The organism is Flavobacterium sp. (assembly GCF_034111225.1).
In the GTDB taxonomy this organism is placed as follows: domain Bacteria; phylum Bacteroidota; class Bacteroidia; order Flavobacteriales; family Flavobacteriaceae; genus Flavobacterium.
Genome location: NZ_JAWUXR010000011.1, coordinates 529,009 through 551,605, shown reverse-complemented (window position 1 = coordinate 551,605; position 22,597 = coordinate 529,009). Strand labels below are relative to the sequence as shown.

General features: G+C 30.6%; 19 protein-coding genes. 18 read left to right on the top strand and 1 reads right to left on the bottom strand.

Annotated elements, in window-relative coordinates; translation table 11 throughout:
• Positions 1 to 13 precede the first annotated feature (13 nt).
• The 16 genes from ruvA to UXY25_RS07805 all read left to right on the top strand — a co-directional run bounded on the left by ruvA (position 14) and on the right by UXY25_RS07805 (position 18,382).
• Positions 14 to 595 (top strand): Holliday junction branch migration protein RuvA, encoded by a 582-nt coding sequence (ruvA, locus tag UXY25_RS07880; protein ID WP_320815452.1) that lies wholly within the window; start codon positions 14 to 16, stop codon positions 593 to 595.
• A 3-nt stretch (positions 596 to 598) separates the two neighbouring features.
• Positions 599 to 7,813, top strand: coding sequence for a cell surface protein SprA (sprA, locus tag UXY25_RS07875; RefSeq protein ID WP_414601373.1), 7,215 nt, complete (start codon positions 599 to 601; stop codon positions 7,811 to 7,813).
• A gap of 85 nt (positions 7,814 to 7,898) precedes the next feature.
• On the top strand, positions 7,899 to 8,279 hold the full coding sequence (gene gcvH / locus UXY25_RS07870) for a glycine cleavage system protein GcvH (protein ID WP_320815451.1): 381 nt from the start codon (positions 7,899 to 7,901) through the stop codon (positions 8,277 to 8,279).
• Positions 8,257 to 8,652: a VanZ family protein gene (locus UXY25_RS07865; protein WP_320815450.1), complete on the top strand. Its 396-nt coding sequence runs from the start codon at positions 8,257 to 8,259 to the stop codon at positions 8,650 to 8,652. The genes gcvH and UXY25_RS07865 overlap by 23 nt, the downstream gene beginning before the upstream one ends.
• 30 nt (positions 8,653 to 8,682) lie before the next feature.
• Positions 8,683 to 9,426, top strand: coding sequence for an energy transducer TonB (locus UXY25_RS07860; protein ID WP_320815449.1), 744 nt, complete (start codon positions 8,683 to 8,685; stop codon positions 9,424 to 9,426).
• A 93-nt stretch (positions 9,427 to 9,519) separates the two neighbouring features.
• Positions 9,520 to 10,269 carry a TonB family protein gene (locus UXY25_RS07855; RefSeq protein ID WP_320815448.1) on the top strand — a complete coding sequence of 250 codons (750 nt, stop codon included), beginning with the start codon at positions 9,520 to 9,522 and terminating at the stop codon, positions 10,267 to 10,269.
• Positions 10,270 to 10,344: 75 nt separating this feature from the next.
• Complete coding sequence (deoC, locus tag UXY25_RS07850; RefSeq protein ID WP_320815447.1) at positions 10,345 to 11,088, top strand: deoxyribose-phosphate aldolase; 744 nt, start codon at positions 10,345 to 10,347, stop codon at positions 11,086 to 11,088.
• A gap of 7 nt (positions 11,089 to 11,095) precedes the next feature.
• Positions 11,096 to 13,216, top strand: coding sequence for a gliding motility protein RemB (locus UXY25_RS07845; protein ID WP_320815446.1), 2,121 nt, complete (start codon positions 11,096 to 11,098; stop codon positions 13,214 to 13,216).
• 115 nt (positions 13,217 to 13,331) lie between these two features.
• The gene (gene cyoE, locus UXY25_RS07840) at positions 13,332 to 14,198 is read left to right on the top strand and encodes a heme o synthase (RefSeq protein WP_320815508.1); all 867 of its coding nucleotides are present in this window, start codon (positions 13,332 to 13,334) and stop codon (positions 14,196 to 14,198) included.
• Between the two features lies 1 nt (position 14,199).
• Positions 14,200 to 14,787 (top strand): heme-copper oxidase subunit III, encoded by a 588-nt coding sequence (locus tag UXY25_RS07835; protein WP_320815445.1) that lies wholly within the window; start codon positions 14,200 to 14,202, stop codon positions 14,785 to 14,787.
• Positions 14,788 to 14,830: 43 nt separating this feature from the next.
• Entirely contained in the window at positions 14,831 to 15,802 is a 972-nt protein-coding gene (locus UXY25_RS07830) for a cytochrome c oxidase subunit 3 (protein ID WP_320815444.1), read from the top strand.
• A gap of 18 nt (positions 15,803 to 15,820) precedes the next feature.
• On the top strand, positions 15,821 to 16,171 hold the full coding sequence (locus UXY25_RS07825; protein WP_320815443.1) for a cytochrome C oxidase subunit IV family protein: 351 nt from the start codon (positions 15,821 to 15,823) through the stop codon (positions 16,169 to 16,171).
• Between the two features lie 72 nt (positions 16,172 to 16,243).
• Positions 16,244 to 16,951, top strand: coding sequence for a hypothetical protein (locus tag UXY25_RS07820; protein WP_320815442.1), 708 nt, complete (start codon positions 16,244 to 16,246; stop codon positions 16,949 to 16,951).
• 1 nt (position 16,952) lies between these two features.
• On the top strand, positions 16,953 to 17,582 hold the full coding sequence (locus UXY25_RS07815) for an SCO family protein (RefSeq protein WP_320815441.1): 630 nt from the start codon (positions 16,953 to 16,955) through the stop codon (positions 17,580 to 17,582).
• A gap of 1 nt (position 17,583) precedes the next feature.
• A complete protein-coding gene (locus UXY25_RS07810; protein ID WP_320815440.1) occupies positions 17,584 to 18,126 on the top strand; it encodes a DUF420 domain-containing protein in 543 nt (180 codons plus the stop codon).
• Positions 18,116 to 18,382, top strand: coding sequence for a hypothetical protein (locus UXY25_RS07805; RefSeq protein WP_414601372.1), 267 nt, complete (start codon positions 18,116 to 18,118; stop codon positions 18,380 to 18,382). Before UXY25_RS07810 ends, UXY25_RS07805 begins: the two co-directional genes overlap by 11 nt.
• A gap of 13 nt (positions 18,383 to 18,395) precedes the next feature.
• On the opposite strand, the gene UXY25_RS07800 is transcribed toward UXY25_RS07805, so the two are convergent.
• Positions 18,396 to 19,787 carry a DUF4403 family protein gene (locus tag UXY25_RS07800; protein WP_320815438.1) on the bottom strand — a complete coding sequence of 464 codons (1,392 nt, stop codon included), beginning with the start codon at positions 19,785 to 19,787 and terminating at the stop codon, positions 18,396 to 18,398.
• Positions 19,788 to 19,890: 103 nt separating this feature from the next.
• On the opposite strand from UXY25_RS07800, the gene UXY25_RS07795 reads away from it, so the two are divergent.
• Both UXY25_RS07795 and UXY25_RS07790 read left to right on the top strand, forming a co-directional pair.
• Positions 19,891 to 21,213 (top strand): TolC family protein, encoded by a 1,323-nt coding sequence (locus tag UXY25_RS07795; RefSeq protein ID WP_320815437.1) that lies wholly within the window; start codon positions 19,891 to 19,893, stop codon positions 21,211 to 21,213.
• A 3-nt stretch (positions 21,214 to 21,216) separates the two neighbouring features.
• Positions 21,217 to 22,518, top strand: a complete 1,302-nt coding sequence (locus UXY25_RS07790) for an efflux RND transporter periplasmic adaptor subunit (protein WP_320815436.1) — start codon at positions 21,217 to 21,219, stop codon at positions 22,516 to 22,518.
• The last annotated feature ends 79 nt before the right edge of the window (positions 22,519 to 22,597 follow it).

The following is a 22,597-nucleotide window of genomic DNA, read 5'->3' as shown; positions in this document are numbered from 1 at the left end:
ATAAACAGAATTCATGATAACACACATACAAGGTAGACTAGTAGAAAAAACACCAACCGGAGTGGTTATTGACTGTAATGGTTTAGGTTATCATATTAATATTTCGTTACATACTTTTTCTTTATTACCTGAAGGTGAAAGTTTAAAATTATTTACCTTTCTTCAAGTTAAAGAAGATTCACATACACTATTTGGTTTTGTTGAAAAGCAAGAAAGAGAATTATTTAAACTACTTATATCTGTTTCTGGTATTGGTGCAAACATTGCCAGAACAATGCTATCTTCGCTAGAACCGCAACAAATTATACAGGCTATTGCTTCAAATGACATAGCAACTGTGCAAAGTATAAAGGGAATTGGTGCTAAAACAGCGCAAAGAGTAATTTTAGATTTAAAAGATAAAGTGTTAAAAATTTATAATTTAGATGAAGTTTCTGTTATAGCAAGCAATACAAATAAAGAAGAAGCGTTATCTGCCTTAGAGGTTTTAGGTTTTACAAGAAAATCAGTTGAAAAAGTAATTGAAAAAATCAATAGAGATTCCCCAAATGCTACTGTTGAAGATTTGATAAAACAAGCATTAAAAAGTTTATAAAATTTGAAAAATATAACTATAAAAAATACGTTTTATAAATTTATACAAGTAATAAAAGTTTTTATTTTTATTGCTCCTTTTTTAGTCTTTTCTCAAGTTAATGAAGAAGAAAATGACACTATAAAAACAGGTGTTGATTTAGGTAGAATTGATGTTCCAAATCCACAAAGTATTGTAGAGGCATATACTTATGACCCTGGAACAGATAGGTATATTTATACGAATACATTTGATGGATTTAATATTAATTACCCACTTGTTTTAACCCCAGAACAATACCAAGAATTGGTATTTCGTGAAGAAATGCGAAAGTATTACCAGGAAAAATCAGCAGCAATTGATGGTAAAAAAGCAGGGAGCGAGGAAGCTAAAAAAGATTTATTACCTAGATACTATGTAAATTCAAGGTTTTTTGAAGCTATTTTCGGAAGTAATACGATTGATATTAAGCCAACAGGTTCTGTTGAGTTAGATTTAGGAGTTAGATTTACAAAACAAGATAACCCTGCATTTTCGCCTAGAAATAGAAAAACGACAACTTTTGATTTTGATCAAAGGATAAGTGTTGGTCTTCAGGGAAAAGTAGGAACTAGATTAAATGTAAATATTAATTACGACACTCAATCTACTTTTGCTTTTCAAAACTTAATCAAATTAGAATATGGATCAGATGAAGATGATATTCTTCAAAAATTAGAAGTTGGTAATGTGAGTTTTCCATTATCTAATTCTTTAATTAGAGGAGCTCAAAGTTTATTTGGAGTAAAGGCTCAATTCCAATTTGGAAAAACTAGAGTTACAGGAGTTTTCTCTGAACAAAAATCACAAACACGATCTGTTACTTCTCAAGGAGGAGGAACATTACAAGATTTTGAGGTTTTTGCATTAGATTATGATTCAGATAGACATTACTTTTTATCACAGTATTTTAGAGAACAATACGACAAAGCTCTTTTGAATTATCCATACGTTAACAGTAGGGTTCAAATAAACAGAATTGAAGTTTGGGTTACGAATAAACAAAACAGGGTAAATTCTACAGAAAATAATTTAAGAAATATCATTGCGCTTCAGGATATTGGAGAAGGTCAAGTTATAGGTGTTAATTCTCAAGAAATTGTTGCTATTGACTTAGCAACAAATCCAACCTTTTTCAATGCAGCTGCCGATACACCTTCTAATAATGCAAATAATAAATTCAATCCAAATCAAATAGGGAGTAATTTTTTAAATTCAAACATTAGAGAAGTTGCAACTGCAGGAAACGGGTTTAATATAACAGGAATGAATGAAGGTTTAGATTATGCTAAACTTGAAAATGCCAGAAAATTAACAGCATCTGAATATACTTTCCACACTCAATTAGGTTATGTTTCATTGAATCAAAAACTTGCTAATGATGAAGTTTTGGCAGTTTCTTATCAATATACCATTGGAGATCAAGTTTATCAAGTAGGTGAATTTGGTACAGACGGGGTAGATGCTACACAAGTAAGTACTTCTGGAGTTCCAACTTCTCAAGCGTTACTTTTAAAATTATTAAAAAGTAATTTAACAGCGGTTAAACAAAAAGTTCCTAATGATGCTTTAACAATGCCAACATGGAATTTAATGATGAAAAATATTTATCAAATTCCTGGTGCATATCAGTTGCAACAAGAAGATTTTAGATTTAATATTTTATATACAGATCCGTCTCCATTAAATTATATTACTCAATCTGGAGTGACTCCATTGCCAGCTGATGTTGCTGATACACCCTTGTTGAAAGTATTTAATGTTGATAAACTTAATTATACCAATGACCCACAAGCAGGAGGAGATGGTTTTTTTGATTTTGTACCTGGAGTAACTATAGATTCTCAATACGGTAGAATTATATTCACAACTAAAGAGCCTTTTGGAGAGCATCTATTTTCAAAATTAGACACGAGTAGTGGTGAAGATTATAATATGCCCGTAACATATAATTCCAATCAAAGTAAATATGTTTTTAGAAATTTATATACTTCTACACAAGCGTCTGCTCTTCAAGAAAGTGAGAAAAATAAATTTCAATTGCGTGGTAAATTTAAATCTACTGGTGGAGACGGAATTTCAATAGGTGCTTTTAATGTCCCACAAGGTTCTGTAGTAGTAACAGCAGGTGGTAGATTATTGGTTGAAGGTGTTGATTATACTGTAAATTATCAATTAGGTAAAGTCCAAATCTTAGATCCATCATTACAAGCTTCTAATACTCCAATTGAAATTTCTGTTGAAAATAATTCAGTTTTTGGGCAACAAACAAGAAGGTTTTGGGGAGTAAATGTTGAGCACCAATTTAATAAAAACTTTTTAGTAGGTGCAACTTTGTTAAACCTATCGGAGAAGCCTTTTACGAATAAATCAAACTACGGACAAGAATCTATTAACAATACAATTTTTGGTGTAAATACCAACTATTCTACTGAAGTGCCTTTCTTGACTAGGTTGGTTAATAAATTACCAAATATCGATACTGATGTCCCGTCTAATTTGTCATTTAGAGGGGAAATAGCTTATTTAAAACCTGGTGCTTCAAAAGCAGATCAGTTTAATGGAGAGGCAACTACTTATATAGATGATTTCGAAGGCTCTCAATCAACTATAGACTTAAGATCTTCTAATACTTGGAGTTTAGCGAGCGTACCATTAGAAGGTGATTTTGATGGGAATCCAGCTGATTCAGAATCTTCTTCAGATGATATATCAATTGGTTATAAAAGAGCAAAGTTTTCTTGGTATTCAATTGATCCTGTTTTCTATACACAAACACCAAGTGGTTTGAATGATAATGACTTATCATTTAATAGTACGAGAAGAATTTTTATTGAAGAATTATACCCTGTTACAAATATTGCTCAAGGACAATCAACTGTTGTAAACACATTAGATTTGAGTTATTATCCTTTAGAAAGAGGTGCTTATAATTTTAATCCTTCATTGGCGGCTACAAATCAATTTCCTGCTATAGATGCTCCAAATAATTGGGGAGGAATTATGAGGTCTATTAATACAACAAATTTTGAGCAATCAAATGTTGAATATATTCAGTTTTGGGTAATGGACCCTTATTATGGAAACTCTTCTGCAGACCCTACAAATACTGGAAAATTAGTTTTTAACTTAGGGGAAATAGCAGAGGATGTTTTAAAAGATGGACGTAAGTTATATGAAAATGGTTTGCCAGAAGTAGGTTCAACACAACCTACAATTGCTACAAACTGGGGAGAAATTCCAACTTCTCAATCATTAATTTACGCTTTTGACACTAATGAAAACAATAGAGCGATTCAAGATGTTGGTTTTGACGGGTTAACTGATGCTGAAGAAGCAATTAAGTTTCCGGCATTTGCGGCACAACCTGACCCTTCTAACGACAACTATCAGTTTTATTTAAATACAAATGGAGGAATTGTTGATCGTTATAGAAATTACAATGGTGTTCAGGGAAATTCACCAGTAAATGTTACAGATACAAATAGGGGTAATACTACTTTGCCTGATGTTGAAGATATTAATCGTGACAATACAATGAATACCATTAATGCTTACTTCAAATTTGAAGTGCCTATCGATTATTATCCTGAAGGTTCTACGGTTCCTACAGGACAAAATTATATCGCAGATGTTAGAGAAGATAATGCAATTACACTTCCAAACGGAACAACAGGAAAAGTAAGATGGATATTATATAAGATTCCAATTCAAGAATTTACGGCTGCCAATCAAGTTGGGCCAATTACTGATTTTAGGTCAATACGATTTATGAGAATGTATATGACAGGTTTCAAAGATGCTGTAACATTGCGTTTTGGAGCTTTAGATTTGGTTAGAGGAGAATGGAGGAGATTTACTGGAACTTTGGATGCGACAGATCCTGATCCAGATGATGATAATACAGGTTTTGATGTAGTTGCTTTAAATATACAAGAAAACGGAAACAGGAGTCCTATTAATTATGTTACTCCTCCCGGAGTAGTAAGAGAGCAATTGTATAATAACAATACGGTAATCAATCAAAATGAGCAATCTTTATCGTTAAGAGTTTATGATAAACTTGGAGGTAATGTAAATGGTTTACAGTTAAATGATTCTAGAGCTGTTTTTAAAAATGTAAATGTAGATATGCGTCAATTTAAAAAATTACGTATGTTTTTACATGCTGAAGCATTGCAAGATAATACTTTAGCAGACGATGAAATGGTTGCTTTTTTAAGATTTGGAAATGACTTTACCGAAAATTTTTATCAAATTGAAATTCCATTAAAAGTTACGCCTCATGGTTCAATTGCTGCAGATATAATTTGGCCATTTGAAAATGAAATTGAACTTCCGTTAGATTTTTTAACTAAATTAAAGATATTAAACATAAATAATGACCCTTCAATTATTGTTGATCCAAACGGTATAGGTTTTGTTGAAGAAGAAGATCCAGTTATAGGCTCTTCAAATAATAGACTTACTCTTGGTATTAAAGGGAATCCAAATTTCGGATTAGTACGTACGATTATGGTAGGTGTGAAAAATAAAAATGGAGGCACAACCGAGAGAGGAGAAGTTTGGTTCAATGAATTAAGACTTTCTGATATGGATAATAAGGGTGGTTATGCTGCTGTTGCAAATTTAGATACAAACTTAGCTGACTTCGCAAATGTTTCTGCAACAACACGTGTTAGTACTATTGGTTTTGGTGGAATAGAAGAAGGTCCTAATGAGAGAAGTAGAGAGGATGTTTTTCAATATAATGTAGTTACTAATATAAATTTAGGTCAGTTGTTACCTAAAAAATGGGGTATTAATTTGCCGTTTAATTATGCTGTTGGAGAAGAAACAGTAACTCCAAAATATGATCCTTTTTATCAAGACATAGAGTTAAGCCAGTTATTAGACATCACAAGCGACGCTGCTGAAAGAGAAAATATAGAAAGTAGAGCTATAGATTACACAAAGAGAACCAGTATTAATTTTATTGGAGTTAGAAAAGATAGAGCGCCAGAACAAAAGCAACACTTTTATGATGTTGAAAATTTAACATTGTCGTATTCATTTAATGAAATGGAGCATCATGATTATGAGATTGAAAACTTAGTGGATCAACAAAATAGATCATCAGTTGATTATGCATATTCGTTTAAGCCTTTAGAGATTCAGCCATTTAAAAATTCTGAAAAATTAAAGAAAAACGGTTATTATAAGATGCTGTCAGATATTAATTTTAATTTATTACCTGCAAATATTTCATTTAGTTCAAATATTATAAGACAATTTAATAGACAACAATTTAGGTTGGTTGATGTATCTGGAATAGGAATTGATCCATTGTACAGAAGAAACTATTTCTTTAATTATCAGTATGGGTTTAATTATAATTTGACCAAATCATTAAGGTTAAATTATACTGCTGCTTCAAATAATATTGTTAGAAATTATTTAGACGATGACAATATTCCTATTGACGGTTTGGATATATGGGATGATTATTGGGATATTGGGCAATCAAATCAGCACAATCAACAATTAGTTGTAAACTACGATTTGCCTATCAATAAAATACCAGCTTTAGCATTTGTAAAATCAACTTACTCTTATACAGGTGACTATAATTGGCAGCGTTCTTCAGATGCTTTTTCAACTATTGAAGCACAAGATGGAACTATCTATCCTTTAGGTAATACGATACAAAACGCAAGTTCGCATAAATTGAATACTACTTTTAATATGGATTTGCTTTATAGATATATAGGTTTAACAGGTAACAAAAAGACGAAAAAGAACAGAAATACTGCGAAACCAACAACTATACCTTTGCCTGGGCAAAAAATAACAGCTTCAGATAAAAAATCAAATTCAGAAGGAAATATATTCTTAAAAGGACTAAAAGGTGTTTTAACGAGTGTAAAAAATATTCAAGCAAACTATTCGGAGAATAGTGGAACGGTTTTGCCAGGTTATTTACCAGGATTAGGGTTTTTCGGTTCTTCAAAACCTACTTTAGGATTTGTATTTGGTAGTCAATCAGATGTAAGATATCAAGCAGCACAAAACGGTTGGTTAACATCTTTTCCTGAGTTCAACCAGAATTTTACTCAAGTAAAAACAAAGCAATTGAATTTTACAGCTCAAATGGAGTTGTTTCCTGATTTAAAAATTGATTTAAAGGCAGACAGGTCTTATACTGAAAATTACTCTGAACAATATGACGTTTCAGCAGGTCAATATAATTCAAGGTCTCCATACGAATTTGGGAATTATAATATATCTACAATCCTTATTTCCACTTCATTTAGTCAAAGTGATGAAAACTTCTCTCAAGCTTTTCAAGATTTTAGAGAAAATAGATTGGTGGTTGCAAATAGATTAGCGACTTCATATTATGGTAATACAACTTTTCCAACAGATGCAGAAGGGTATCCTTTAGGCTTTGGTAAAAACAGTCAGCAGGTTTTATTGCCCTCATTTGTGGCTGCTTATTCTGGGAAAGACGCTGGTACAGTTTCGACAGGTGTATTCAAAGATATTCCATTGCCAAATTGGACAGTTAAATATACTGGTCTAATGAGGTATAAATTCTTTAAAGATACATTCAAGCGTTTTTCGTTACAACATGGTTATAGAGCAAGTTATAATGTAAATGCTTTTACGACAAACTTAAATACTTCTCCGGTTGATGTAAATGGAAATTTCTATTCTAATAAATTAATCTCAAATGTAAATTTAGCAGAACAGTTTAACCCTTTAATGAGAATAGATTTTGAAATGAAAAATTCAATAAAAATTCTTGCTGAAATGAAGAAAGACAGGACTCTTAATATGAGTTTTGATAATAACCTACTTACAGAAGTAAGTGGTAATGAATACACTATAGGTCTTGGATATAGGATAAAAGATGTGACTATAAATTCAGCGCTAGCGGATAGTAAAAATGGAGTCATTAAAAGTGATGTTAATATAAAAACTGATTTTACATTCAGAAGAAATAATACAATTGTAAGGTATTTAGATTATGATAATAATGAATTAGCTGGAGGACAAAATATATGGTCGGTAAAATTAACTGCTGATTATTCATTTAGTAAAAATCTTACTGCAATTTTCTTTTATGATCATCAATTTTCTAAAGCAGTTATTTCAACGTCTTTCCCTATAACTAATATTAGGTCAGGGTTTACCATTAGATATAATTTTGGAAATTAATTTAAATGAAAAATAACAAAAAAGTTATTTTTCATTTAAATTAATAAAACTACATTTGTACTTTAATTTTTTTAAAACTACATAAATGAACATACCAACTAATTTAAAGTATACAAAAGATCACGAGTGGATTGCAATTGACGGAGATATTGCAACTGTAGGGATTACTCATTTCGCTCAAAGTGAATTAGGAGACATTGTATATGTTGAGGTAGAAACTTTAGATCAAACTCTTGATAAAGATGAAGTGTTTGGAACAGTTGAAGCTGTTAAGACAGTTTCTGATTTGTTTTTACCTTTGTCTGGAGAAATTATTGAATTTAACGATAGCTTAGAATCTGAGCCTGAAGTAGTGAATTCAGACCCATATGGTGCTGGTTGGATGGTAAAGATAAAAATTTCAGATTTGTCTGAAGTTAACGGTTTGTTATCTAACGAAGATTATGCAACTCTTATTGGAGCGTAAATTTATTTTTATTGCTGTTGTTTGGACAATATTAATTACTACGTTAAGTTTAATTACTATTGAAAAAGCCCCTTTATTTGTAGTGCAATTGCCATTTAAAGATAAAATTGTTCATTTTATTTTTTATTTTTTTTTGGTTTTCTTGTGGAGTTTTGGTTTAAGGAAAAAAATAAATCATTTTAGATTTAAAATACTTATTGGTGCTATTTTTTATGGCATAATTATTGAAGTATTACAAGGCGCTGTAACTGTAACTAGAACAGCTGATTTTTACGATGTTATTGCAAATTCAATAGGAGCATACATTGCTTATATTAACTTTCCTATATTAGAAAGGAATATTATCAAGCAAGAACAAAAAATTAAAAAATAATATTTATATTAGCAACACAAAAATTAAGTCATGGAACTAAAGAAAAACCCAAATGTTGACCCAAAAAGAAATAGTACACTTTTCTTTCAAGTTGGTTTAGCAGCAGTATTGTTATTGACATTTATAGGAATAGAGTTAAAATCTGCTGATCCTGTAATTGAAACAGAGAAATTAAATTTAGTTGATAATTTTGTTGATGACGAGGAAACAATCATTACACTTCCTCCTGTTCAAAGATTACCACCACCACCACCACCTGCCCCTGAAGTAATTCAAGTAGTAGATGATAAAATTATTTTAGAAGATAAAAAAATTGAGACTACTGAGGTTGATGAAAAGAAGCCAGTAGTTGTAGTTAAAGCTTCTGAAGTTGGTGAAGCAGGTGGAGATTTTGATGATATTCCAGATGAATTACCATTTGCTGTAATTGAAGACATTCCTGTTTTTCCAGGTTGTGAAGGTGTTGCAAAGAACAAAAGAATGGATTGTTTTAATGAAAAAATGGCAGCACATATAAATAAACATTTTTCTTTTCCACAAAGAGCACAAGAAAACGGATCACAAGGTGTTGTTTCTGTTCAATTTGTTATTGATAAGCAAGGAAATGTAACAGATATTTTGACACGTGGTAGAGGAATTAAAAGTGATGCTAATTTATTAGAAGCAGAAGCTAAAAGAATTATCTCTAAATTACCTAAGTTTACTCCAGGGAAACAGAGAGGTAAGGCTGTTGGAGTGAAATATGGACTACCAATTAACTTTAAGCTACAGTAATATTTTAAAAATCCCAATCAACTGATTGGGATTTTTTTTGGCACATAAATTGTATTGTAATAATTAAATATTGTTTAATTAAAATAGAATACTATGAGACCAAATGTAAATTTTAAAGGAAAATTAAAAAACAGCTTCGCTTATTTTCAAATAGGTTTAATAGTTACTATGGTGGTAACGCTTTTTGTTTTAGAATATAAGTTTGAAAACAAAAAATCAGTTACTAATGATGAAAATTCTGTAACAATATCAGTAGAAGATGTTTTTAGATACAATCCAATAATACCTGAGAGTAAACCTGTTGCTAAGTTAGAAAAGGCTGTTGTAAAAATGAATAGAGTAAGTCCTGTTTTTAAAAAAGTTGATGACAATCAAGTTTTAAAGCCAGAGACAAAAAATATTCCTGACGAGAATAATACAATAAATGAAGTTCCTAACGATTTAAAACAATCTCCAGTAAGTGAGACTGCGACAAAGTCTAGTGAGAATACTATATTTTCTGTAGAACAATTGCCAATGTTTGAAGCATGTAAGGGGCTTGCCCGTAGCGAACAAAAAGCATGTTTTGATAGTCAATTGGCAAAAGCAATTTCTAGAAATTTAACTTATCCAGATTCAGATTTCGAAAGTGGTAAGCAGGGTACTGCTCTTGTAGAGTTTGTTATTGATGAAAAAGGGAATATTACTAATGTAATTTCGGTTGATAATAATCGAGCTACTTATGATATGAGAATGGCTGCTGAAAAAGCCATAAAAAAAATACCTAGAATCACACCGGCAAAGCAAGGAAAGGAAAATGTAAAGATAAAATATATTATTCCTGTGTCGTTTAGATTAAAATAAAAACATTTAAAAAATAAAAAAATCCCTTTTTAAAAGGGATTTTTTTATTTTTACAACTTTCATAATAATTTGACTATGAATATCAAACAATATTTAGACTCGACATATTTAAAAACAGCGGAACAATCTTTAATATCTGAAGAAAAAAATGTTGAAATCGTTGAAGCGACTATAGATGAATCTATTTCTGAAGGTTTTAAACTTATAATGATAAGGCCAGAATATATTAGTTTGGCAAAAAGAGCAATTGATGAATCAAATTCTAAATTATTGATAGGGACAGTTATCGATTTTCCAAAAGGAACAAATTCAACTGAAGAGAAGTGTGATGAAGCGCTAACTGCTATAAAGCATGGTGTTGATGAATTGGATTATGTTATTGACTATGAAGCTTTCAAAAGAAATGAGTTGGATTATGTGAAGAATCAGGTTATTGAGTGTACTAAATTAGGCTTGAGTAATAATAAAGTTGTAAAATGGATCATAGAGATTGCAGCATTAAATAATCATGAAATAGTTCAAATTACTGCTTTAATAAAAAATTGTGTGATTTCAAGCTTTAATGAATCACAGTACGATAAGGTTTTTGTAAAATCATCAACAGGTTTTTATGTAACTCAAGATGGTTCCCCAAATGGAGCAACATTTTCGGCAATTAAACTAATGATTGAAAATGCTTTTCCATTACCGGTTAAAGCTTCAGGTGGAGTTAAAAGTTACGAAGATGCAATCCAAATGATTAACCTTGGGGTTAAGAGAATTGGAACTTCTTCAGCAAAGCAAATTGCTAATAATGAAATTACTAATACAGATTACTAAATTAATCATGAAAAAAATATACTATATAATTTTATTATTCGCTACAGGATTTTCCTTACAAGCGCAAATAAATCCTTCAAATGAGCAACTTCCTGTTTTCCCTGAATGTGAGAACACAACTTCAGATAAGTATGAAGCATGTTTTTACAATACTATTCAGAATTTCTTTTTTGAAAATTTTAAAGTTCCCGAAGAAACAGCTAATTCAAGTTTTAAAGGAAATGTAGTGGCATTATTTGAGACAGACACTCTAGGTGAGTTTAAAGTGATTTATGTTGATGCGCTGACGGAAGATTTAAAAACGGAAACCAAGAGAATATTTGGATTGTTGCCAAAAGTGAAATCTGCAACTTATTCAGGTAGAAAAGTATACTCAAAGTTTACTATTAAAATACCTATTCCTTTGCAAAATCCAAAACCTTATGGTTCAAGAGCAGTTGTTGAAGAGTTTGATAAAGCTAATTCTAAATTAATTGATAATAGTAAAATTTTGAATGAATTTGAGTCAGTTTCAGAAAATTACAAACCTTATGAAAACGCTACTTATAAAAGCAGATTGAATATTCCTTTTACGCATCTTAATTATTCTAATTTTGATGCTTTAATGAATCAAGTTGGGAGTAATAATCATACCGCAACTAAGCCTTATTCTTATCAGGAAGTTGCTAAATATTATGATTTTGAAGCTGTTAATCAGTCTTTATTAAAAGAGAAGTCAACTTGGTTGGGTAAAAAGTTATGGAACGAAAACCTAGTAGCTATTCAAGGAGAAGGTTATTGGTTTACAATGAATCCAATTTTAGACTTAAGAGTAGGGAAAGACTTAGATAGTGAATTGTCCAATACGTTTGTGAATACGAGAGGTGTTCAGGTTCAAGGTGAGTTAGGTGAAGAGTTAAGTTTTTCTGCTTCTATATTTGAAAGTCAAGGTAGGTTTGCAGATTATTATAATCAATATGCTTCAAGTATTAGACCTTCGGGTGGAAATCCAGCAATAATTCCAGGAATTGGAATCGCTAAAGGATTTAAAGATGATGCTTTTGATTTTCCATTGGCTGAAGCAAATATAAAATATACGCCTAGTAAGTTTATTAATATGCAATTAGGGTATGGAAGAAACTTTATTGGAGATGGATATCGTTCGCTTTTGCAAGGAGATGGAGCTAGTCCTTATCCGTTTTTAAAAATTAATACAACTTTTTGGAAGATCAAATATACCAATACTTATATGTGGTTAAAGGATGTTCGTCCAGATGTTACTGTTGACGGAGCTTATGCTACTAAGTATATGGCAAGTCATTATTTAAGTTATAATGTTTCTAAAAAATTAAATATTGGACTTTTTGAAAATGTAGTTTGGTCAAATACTAATGACAGAGGGTTTGACGTAAACTTTGTAAACCCTATTATTTTCTATAGGGCAGTAGAGTTTTCTTCTTCTTCAAAAGCCGGAAATGCAGTTTTAGGATTAACATCTAAATACAAATGGAACAATCAGGTTAATTTTTATGGGCAATTTCTAATTGATGAATTTGCTATAGGTGATGTCAAAGAAAGTAATCAAAGTTGGAGAAATAAATTTGGTTACCAAGTTGGTGTTAAATATTTTGATGCGTTTAAAGTTAAGAACTTAATGTTGCAAATGGAGTATAATCAAATTCGACCATACGTATACTCACACAGTAACCCGTTGACAAATTATGCGCATAATAATCAAAGTATGGGACATAACTGGGGCGCTAATTTCAGGGAGTTAATTGGAGTTGCAAGATATTTTAAAGGAAGGTATTTTGGAGAGGTCAAGTTAATTTACGGACAAAGAGGTTTTGATTTTAATTCTTCAACAGATACATTTAATTATGGTGGAAATATTTATTTAGACTATGATGACAATAGACCATACGATACTGGAGTTTCAATAGCTCAAGGTAATAAAACTACCGTAATGATCACTGATCTGCAGTTTGGATATGTTGTAAATCCTTCAGCTAACTTAAAGGTTTTCGGAAATTTTATGTTTAGAAATTTTGATCCAACTGCAGAGACTGCAAATACATTAAAATCTAATACTACTTGGTTTTCAATTGGTCTTAGAAGTGATTTATTTAATTGGTATTTTGATTATTAAAATCTTCTTAACTTTTAAGAATTGATACTGTTTTATCAATAATCTTATTTGTATCTTTGCCATCAATTAAAACTAAAGTTTTTCATAAATTTTGAGTACTACAACTAATAAATCAATGTTTGCTAATTTTGTTGCAATTACTAAAGCCAGACTGGCTATTAGTGTTGTTTTTTCTACAATTGCAGGTTATTTGTTGGGAGTTGAAAATTGGGAAGCCTCAAATTGGTTGACGATCTTGTCGTTAATCATAGGAGGTTATTGTATGGTTGGTGCTTCAAATGTTTTTAACCAAGTAATAGAAGTAGACTTAGATGCTTTAATGGATAGAACTAAAAATCGTCCATTACCTGCAGGAGATATTACAAAAAATCAAGCAATATTATTAGGAAGTGTTTTAACGGCAATAGGGTTAATTATACTTTATTGTATTAATCCTAAAACAGCAATGTTTGCGGCGATTTCCATTTTCATGTATGTGAGTTTGTATACGCCTTTAAAAACAGTTACGCCTCTTTCAGTTTTTGTTGGTGCTTTTCCAGGAGCTATTCCTTATATGTTAGGTTGGGTTGCTGCTACAGGCCATTTTGGTATAGAAGCGGGTGCTTTATTTATGATACAATTTTTCTGGCAATTTCCTCATTTTTGGGCAATTGGTTGGTTTTTGTATGATGATTATAAAAAAGCGGGATTCTTTATGTTACCTACAGGCGAAAGAGATAAAAAAACAGCGCTTCAAACAATACTATACACAGTTTGGATGATTTTAGCCTCTTTAATTCCTGTGCTTGGAATTACTGGAAGGTTATATTTAACTAAACCGTCTGCAGTTATTGTGTTTTTACTTGGTATTTGGATGTTGTATGCTGCTGTTAAATTATATAAAGAAATGGACGCCAAGGCTGCAAGAAAATTAATGCTTGTTAGTGTAATGTATATTTCATTAGTTCAAATAATCTTTGTTTTAGATAAATTTATAAGATAATATGGAAACAAAAATGTCTATAGAAGAACATCAAATACGAAAAGGGAAATCGTATAAGTTGTTGTTGTTGTTTGGTATGATTAGTATTTTAATGATTTTCGCTGGTTTAACGAGTGCTTATGTTGTTAGTAAATCTAGACCAGACTGGATGAGTGATTTTCAAATGCCAACAGCCTTTATTTATTCTACGTTAGTTATGATAACGAGTAGCGCTACTTTTTATTTAGCATATAGATCAGTTAAATCAAATAATAGAGCTCAAGCTACGATGTTTTTTTGGGGAACTCTTTTATTAGGATTTTTATTCGTTTATTTGCAATTCAAAGGCTTTAAACAAGCAGTTGAAAGCGGATATTTTTTTACTGGGAGTGAGAGTAATGTTACCACTTCTTTTTTGTACATTGTAGTAATTGTGCATTTAGCGCATTTAATAGGAGGGTTTATTTCTCTCTTTATAGTAATTTATAATCATTATAAACAAAAATACAATTCCTCTCAAACCCTTGGTATTGAGCTAAGTGCAATGTATTGGCACTTTATGGATTTTATTTGGGTTTATTTGTTTTTATTTTTCTATTTTTTCAAATAGAAAAAAAGTAATAAATTTGGGAACTTTTTAACAATAAAAAAATATGGGAGCGACAGGTACTTCACATGACGAAAACGCTTTATTAGATGGCGGTCCAGGCCCTTTAGGAGCAACTTATGGTAAATTGATGATGTGGTTTTTTATCGTATCAGATGCTTTAACATTTTCTGGATTTCTTGCGGCTTATGGTTTTTCAAGATTTAAATTCATTGAAAATTGGCCAATTGCCGATGAAGTGTTTACTCACTTTCCTTTTTTACATGGTGTCCCGGCGCCTATGTATTATGTGGCATTAATGACATTTATCTTAATCTTCTCATCTGTAACGATGGTACTAGCTGTTGATGCTGGTCATCAAATGAAAAAGAGTAAGGTTGCTTTTTATATGTTTTTAACAATCATTGGAGGATTTATTTTCTTAGGTTCTCAAGCTTGGGAGTGGAAAAACTTCATTAAAGGTGAATATGGAGCAATCGAAACAAAAGGTGGTTCTATATTGCAATTTGTTGATAAAGATGGAAAACGTGTTGCTTTACATGAATTTGCAAAAGTAATGCATGAAGATAGAACTCAGCTAACTAGAGATAAAGGTTTTTGGTTTATAGATGAATCTGCATTACCTTCTTTTTCTGTAAATGAAGTTGTAGAAGGTTTTAAATCACATCCAGAGTTGTTTGTGAAATCTGAGATGATTGTAGATAAAGAAAAAGTTGTTCTTACTAGAGAGGAATCTTTGAAAAAAATGGAGAGTGCAATGTATGTTGTAGAAGGAGCTAATTTAATTAGAAACGAATACGGACATAAATTGTTTGCAAACTTCTTCTTCTTTATTACTGGTTTTCACGGTTTCCACGTTTTTACAGGAGTTTTACTTAATGTAATTGTTTTCTTTAATGTTATTTTAGGAACTTATGAGAAGCGAAAAAGTTACGAAATGGTTGAAAAAGTAGGATTGTATTGGCACTTTGTAGATTTAGTTTGGGTATTTGTATTCACATTCTTCTACTTAGTATAATTTTAAAATAAAAGAATCATGGCACACGCACACGAATCAAATACAAAAAGAATCTGGATAGTTTTCGCAATTTTATCTGTTATTACTACAGTTGAAGTAGCGTTTGGTATTGTTAAACCAGATGCATTGTTTAAAGTTCATTTTCTTTCAGTAAGTTTATTGAACTGGCTGTTTATTATTTTAACAATTGTTAAGGCGTATTATATTGTTTGGGCATTTATGCACTTAGAAGGTGAGACTAAAGGACTAAGATGGTCTATAGTTGCCCCTTTAGTGTTCTTAATATTATATCTATGTTTTATTTTATTAGTTGAAGGTGATTATATACATGAAGTATATAAATCAGGTCAAATCAAATGGAATTTTTAACAAGATATTCTGATATATAAAATCCCGCATCTCGCGGGATTTTTTTATTTTTGTATAACATTAAAAGATATTATGAAAAAGAAAATTGTTTTAATAGGGTTGTTTATATTACCCATCGTAGCATATTTAATTTTTGCTTCTGCAAAACATAACTCTTTGTTTCTTCCTACCTTGTCAAAATCAAATGAAGAATTGCCTTTAAATTGGAAATCATTTGATAGTTCTGAAAAGATTCAGCTCAAAAATAAGATTACTGTTTTAGGATTTCTTGGAAGTAATGTAGAGTTAAGTAAGGGGAATTTATTTAACTTGAATCAAAAAATTTATAAAAAATATTTTGGCTTTGATGATTTGCAATTGGTAATGATTGTTTCAGAAGGGCAAGAAGAGGCTGTGAAGTCTATTATAAGTGAATTAAAACCTATTACTGAAGATATGAGTGGATGGAAATTTATCTTTGCTCCTGAATCAGAAATCAAACCTTATTTTGAAAGTTTTAAAATACTTGGAGGTCTCGATGAAAAATCAAGTACTCCATCTGTACTTATTTTAGATAAAGAAATTAATCATAGAGGTAGAAAAGGAAAAGATTTAAAAGGACAAGATGAATACATAGATAGTTATAATACTATTTCTGCTGCTGAACTCCATAATGAAATGACAGACGACATGAAAATTATCTTAAGAGAATATCGTTTGGCTTTGAAAAAGAATAAAAGAACAGACGAGTTTAGAGATAAGATTACTAAGAATGTTGAAGAACAGATAAAAAAGAAATAATATGAAGAATAAATCTTATATAGGAATTTCGTTTATAGTTTTAATTTTTGGAATTTGGACAGTAAAAGAAATAAAGGCTCGTTATTTTACAAAATCTGAATTAATTGAAATTGGTTCAGCACCTAGTTTTTCATTGACAAATCAGAACAATAAAATCATTTCAGATAAAGACTTAAAAAATAAAGTATATGTGGTTGAGTTTTTCTTTTCAACCTGTCCTACTATATGTCCAATAATGAATCAAAACATGCTTGGAATTCAAAAGCAGTTTTTTTCTAATAATGACTTTGGAATTGTTTCTATAACTATTAACCCAGAAAACGATACAGTTGAAGTTTTAAAAAATCATGCTGATCATTTGGGAGTAACACACAAGAACTGGCATTTTTTAACAGGAGATAAAAAGTATATCTACGAAATAGCTAATAAAGGTTTTAATTTATATGCTTCTCAAAATAATAAAGCAAAAGGAGGTTTCGAACATTCTGGTTTTTTTGCTTTAATTGATAAAGAAGGAAACATTAGATGTAGAAAAGATGAATTTGGCAATCCTATTTTATATTATGATGGAATTGAACAATCTGGAGTTGACGCTATAAAAGAAGACATTCAAATATTATTAGAAGAATAAAATGGAACAAAATAAAACAGAAACGAAGTACAATAAATTAATAATTGCATTATCAATTATTATTCCTCTAGCCGTTGCGGCACTTTTTGGAGTTAATTTAAGGGAATTGGGTTACGATGTGGAGCCATTGTCTTTTTTACCGCCAATTTACGCCACCATAAATGGCTTTACAGCAATTTTATTAATTGCAGCGGTAATTGCTATTAAAAAAGGAAATAGAACTTTACATGAAAGATTAATGAAGTTTGCAATTGCTTGTTCGGTTGTGTTCTTAGTTATGTATGTTGCTTATCATATGACTGCTGATTCTACTAAATTTGGAGGAGAAGGAACCATTAAATATGTTTATTTCTTTATACTTATAACTCACATTGTACTTTCAATAGTAATTATTCCATTGGTTTTAATTACTTACGTAAAAGCTTTAGCTAAACGATTTGATAAGCATAAAAAAATTGCAAAAATAACATTTCCTATTTGGTTGTATGTAGCAATTACAGGTGTTGTAGTTTACTTAATGATATCTCCTTATTATGTTAGTTAAAAGGCTAAAATCCAAAGTTAAAAGTTCAAAACTATTGTTAAAAGTTTTTCTTATTTCTTCTTTTTTCTTGCCTCTATTATCTCAAGCACAATGTGCAATGTGTAGAGCGGCATTAGAAAGTGAAGAAGGTGGTGTGCAAGCTGAAGCCATTAATGACGGTATAGTTTACTTAATGGTTATTCCTTATGTATTAGTTGCTGTTGCAGCTTACGCAATTTATAAAATACGAAGTGTAAAAAAAACTGAAAAGGAATAATTAGTAAAATATTTTATTCCATTCCATCTATTGTAATTTTCATTTTTCCAGATGTTGTAATGAAAGCAATAATAGCATTGTTTGTGAGCTCTACTTTTTCAAATTCGAAATCATTTAATGTTCCATTTACAAATACTCCTTTGGTTGGAGAGTAATTGTTTAAATAGGGTAACATGTTTTGTTTTGCTTCTTCCAAATTTTCTCGGATTGAGTACCTGCAGTTTTCTTTTATTTTATTTAAAATGGAACCTTGGGCTAACCAGTTTGCCGATTTTAACAGAATACTTTTGGTGTTTAAAACATAATCTAAATCTTCAAAATAAATTTCTCTTGATACTGAATTGTAATCAGGATAACCTGATAAATAAATTGTTCCATTTATAGAACCTATTAAGTCTAATGCGATTATTAATTTATTGTCTTTTTGCCAAATTTCAACCTTTTGAACCGTAACACTTCTGCTTCCTGAAGAAAAAGTCTCACCTTTAAAGTTTTTAGTAATAATTTCTGAAGCATTTTTGTAGGTGGAAACTGCTGCTATAGATGCGTTTATTTTATCGGGCATGCTTGAAACAGGTTTTAAAACAATATTGTCTTTGTTGAAATTGTTTTTTGGTTCCTGACCTACCATAGTTTGCATAATGCACTTTAAGCCCATTTGCATAGTGATTTTGTTGTCTTTTAAAACAGCTGTAGTGTCGTATAATTCTATAGGATGAAGCTTAAACCAAGTTTGATATGTGTTGTTTGCTAAAAAGGGTTTGCATAACACATCTAAAGCATCAAGAACAATAGGTTTAAAGTCGCAAGTAGAATCAATAGCATTGTCAATTTGTGTTGAAATTTCACTTTTAAACATTGAAATTGTTGGATTGATTAAATAAGTAATAGGTATCAATTTCCCTGAAATTATAATACTTGGACTTTCATTCCATTCTAGTTTTTCAATAGTGGAATTAGTAGTTAATTTCCAATTTGTTAAATGAGTTTTGCTTCTTAAAGTGATTGTGCCATTTAAATAAATATCTTTTGTGTCATTTAAGCCAAGAAAATCGGTTCCATATTTTACAGTAGTCAATATTTTTAAAGGAATTTCAGAGTAAATAATTCCGTATTTCTCTTTTAAAATAATATCATCAGTCTTCCAAATTTTCATTTTCACATTGTCATCTTCAATGTTATCGTCTTCATATATCAATCCATTTAAATTCTTGTTTAATTGCCTCTGAATATCTTGAATAGTAATTTCAACAGGCATTGCAATAAACGAAGTTTTGTTTTTATAAACCATTGGTAAACTTCCAGTTGGAGTTGGTTTAAGCGCTTCTATTTTTTTTACTGTTCCACAAGAAACAAAAAATAAAAACACTAAGAATAGACAATATTCATATGTTGATTTTTTCATCGATGAAAATTATTTTGCTGTAAAATTAAAATTTTAATCGTTTCCTGTAACAAAACTAACCTTTTTTGGTCTTATTATTAAATTCATTTATAAAAAATATATAATGATCATTAAAAAAATAATGTTTTTTCTCTTTCTGATAGGTTTTCAGTTATCTGCTCAAGAAAAAAAATGGACACTTGAAGAATGTGTAGACTATGCCATCAAAAATAACATTTCTGTTAAGCAGTCAGAATTAGATTTAAAAACTTCTGAGATTGAAAAAATGGAAGCTATTGGAGGCTTTTTGCCAACGTTAAATACTAATGCTAACTACAGTATGAATACAGGAGCAAGTATTAACCCTGTAACCAATCAGTTCCAGAATCAAACGTTTAAATCGTTTTCGGCAGGTGCTAATTCAAATGTTACCTTATTTAACGGTTTGTCTAACTGGAAAACTCTTCAACGTTCTAAGTTAAATCAAATTGCGAACACGTATCGTTTAGATAAAATGAAAGACGATATTGCACTTTCAGTTGCCAATTCTTATTTGCAAATATTGTTTAATAGAGAGCAGTTAAAAGTTTTAATCAATCAAAACTCAATTACTAAGGAGAACTTGATTAGAACGCAGCAGTTAATTGACGCAGGTTCATTACCAACTGGTGATATTTTTGAACTTCAAGCAACTGATGCAACGCAACAGCAACAAATTATTAGTACTGAAAACACGCTTTTAATTTCTAAAATTGCTTTAGGTCAAATGTTGCTAATTAAAGATTATGCGACTTTTGATGTTTCTGATGAAGATATAGATTTACCTTTAACAGATTTAAGTACTGAATCACAGCAAACTATTTTAGCTAAAGCTAAAGAATCGGTAAACGATATAAAAATAGCGCTTTCAAATGTTGAAATTGCTAAAAAAGATCTTGCAATTTCTAGATCTTCTTATTTGCCAACACTTTCAGGATTTGTGGGTTATAACACCCGTTGGTCTGAAAGTACCCCTTTTAATTTTACAGATCAATTATCATTGTTTGATGGAACAGCAATTGGACTACAGCTAAATGTCCCAATTTTAAATGGATTATCAACAAGAGGAAGGGTTCAAAGAGCGAAAATAAATCAAGAACGCTCTGAGTATCAATTACAACAAGCGGAATTAGATTTAGAAACTAGTGTTTATCAAGCATATAATGATGTAATAAATGCTAAGAAAAGTTATGAAGCGGCACAAAAAACTTTAGAAGCGCGTAAACAAGCCTTTGGTTTTTCTAAAGAAAGATACGAAGTAGGATTGTTAAATACTTTTGATTTTTCTCAATCATCAGTAGCTTTGGATAGTGCAGAATCAGAATTATTACGCACAAAATATGATTACATATTTAGAACAAAAATATTAGAGTTTTATTTCGGAATACCATTAATTGAAAAAAAATAAATTATGACAAAGAAGTCAATATTCATTACAGTTGGATCAGTAGTTGCTTTTATAGCCGTTTTACTAGTGTTAAAGAGTAAAGGAATTATAGGTAATAATGAAGATGTTAAAATTGTAGAAATTGCAAAAGTCAATGAAATGACAATTGTAGAAACAGTTTCTGCAACAGGTAAAATACAGCCTGAGGTTGAAATTAAAATAACTTCTGAGGTTTCAGGTGAAATTATAGATTTGCCTATTAAAGAAGGACAACAAGTTAAAAAAGGAGATTTATTGGTTAAAATAAACCCAGACATTTATGTTTCTGGTGTAAATAGAACTGCAGCTTCTGTGTCAAATACAAGAGCAGGTTTAAGCCAAGCAGAAGCTCAGGTAAAAGAAGCAAAAGCTAATTTTGAGAGAAATAAAGCGTTATTCGAAAAAGGAGTTATCTCTAAATCTGAATGGGATAGAATTGTTTCTGCATATGAAGTAGCGGTAGCTTCAAAGCAATCTGCATATTATAATGTTCAAAGTGCTTCGGCAACTTTAACAGAAGCAAAAGATAATTTAGGACGTACTACAATTTACGCTCCTGCTGATGGAACAATTTCATTACTTTCAGTAGAATTAGGAGAGAGGGTATTGGGTACTCAGCAAATGGCAGGAACTGAAATTCTTCGTGTGGCAAATTTAAACCATATGGAAGTTGAAGTAGATGTAAACGAAAATGATATTGTTAAAGTAAGTGTTGGTGATTCAGCTAATATTGAAGTGGATGCGTATTTGAAAAAAGAATTCAAAGGAGTTGTTACGAGTATTTCTAATTCTGCTAGTTCTGCATTAACTGCAGATCAGGTTACTAATTTTAAAGTGAAAGTTAGAATTTTAAAAGAATCTTATATGGATTTAATTGAAGGAAAACCAGATACATATTCTCCATTTAGACCTGGAATGACTGCAACTGTAGATATTATTACAAATAGAAAAGTTAAAGTTATTGGTGCGCCAATTAGTGCAGTTGTAATTAAAGATGACACTACTTCTGTGAAGAAAGATATCATTGCTGAGTTAGATAAAGAAGTTAAAGAGAAAAACGGAACGTATAAATCAGATCAAAAATTCGAATGTGTTTTCGTTAAGAATGGTGATAAAGCTCAAATTAGAGTTGTAAAAACAGGTATTCAAGACGACACGAATATTGAAATCATTTCTGGATTGAAAAAAGGAGATGAAATTATTACTGGACCTTATACCATGGTTTCAAAAGAGTTAAATTCTAATGACAAAATAAAGCTCGAAGATAAATCCAAGAAGAAAGAATAATTTTTTGTTATAATTAGTATAAAAAAAAGAGGCGTGATATTCATGCCTCTTTTTTTATTGAAATACTAAAACTAAACTT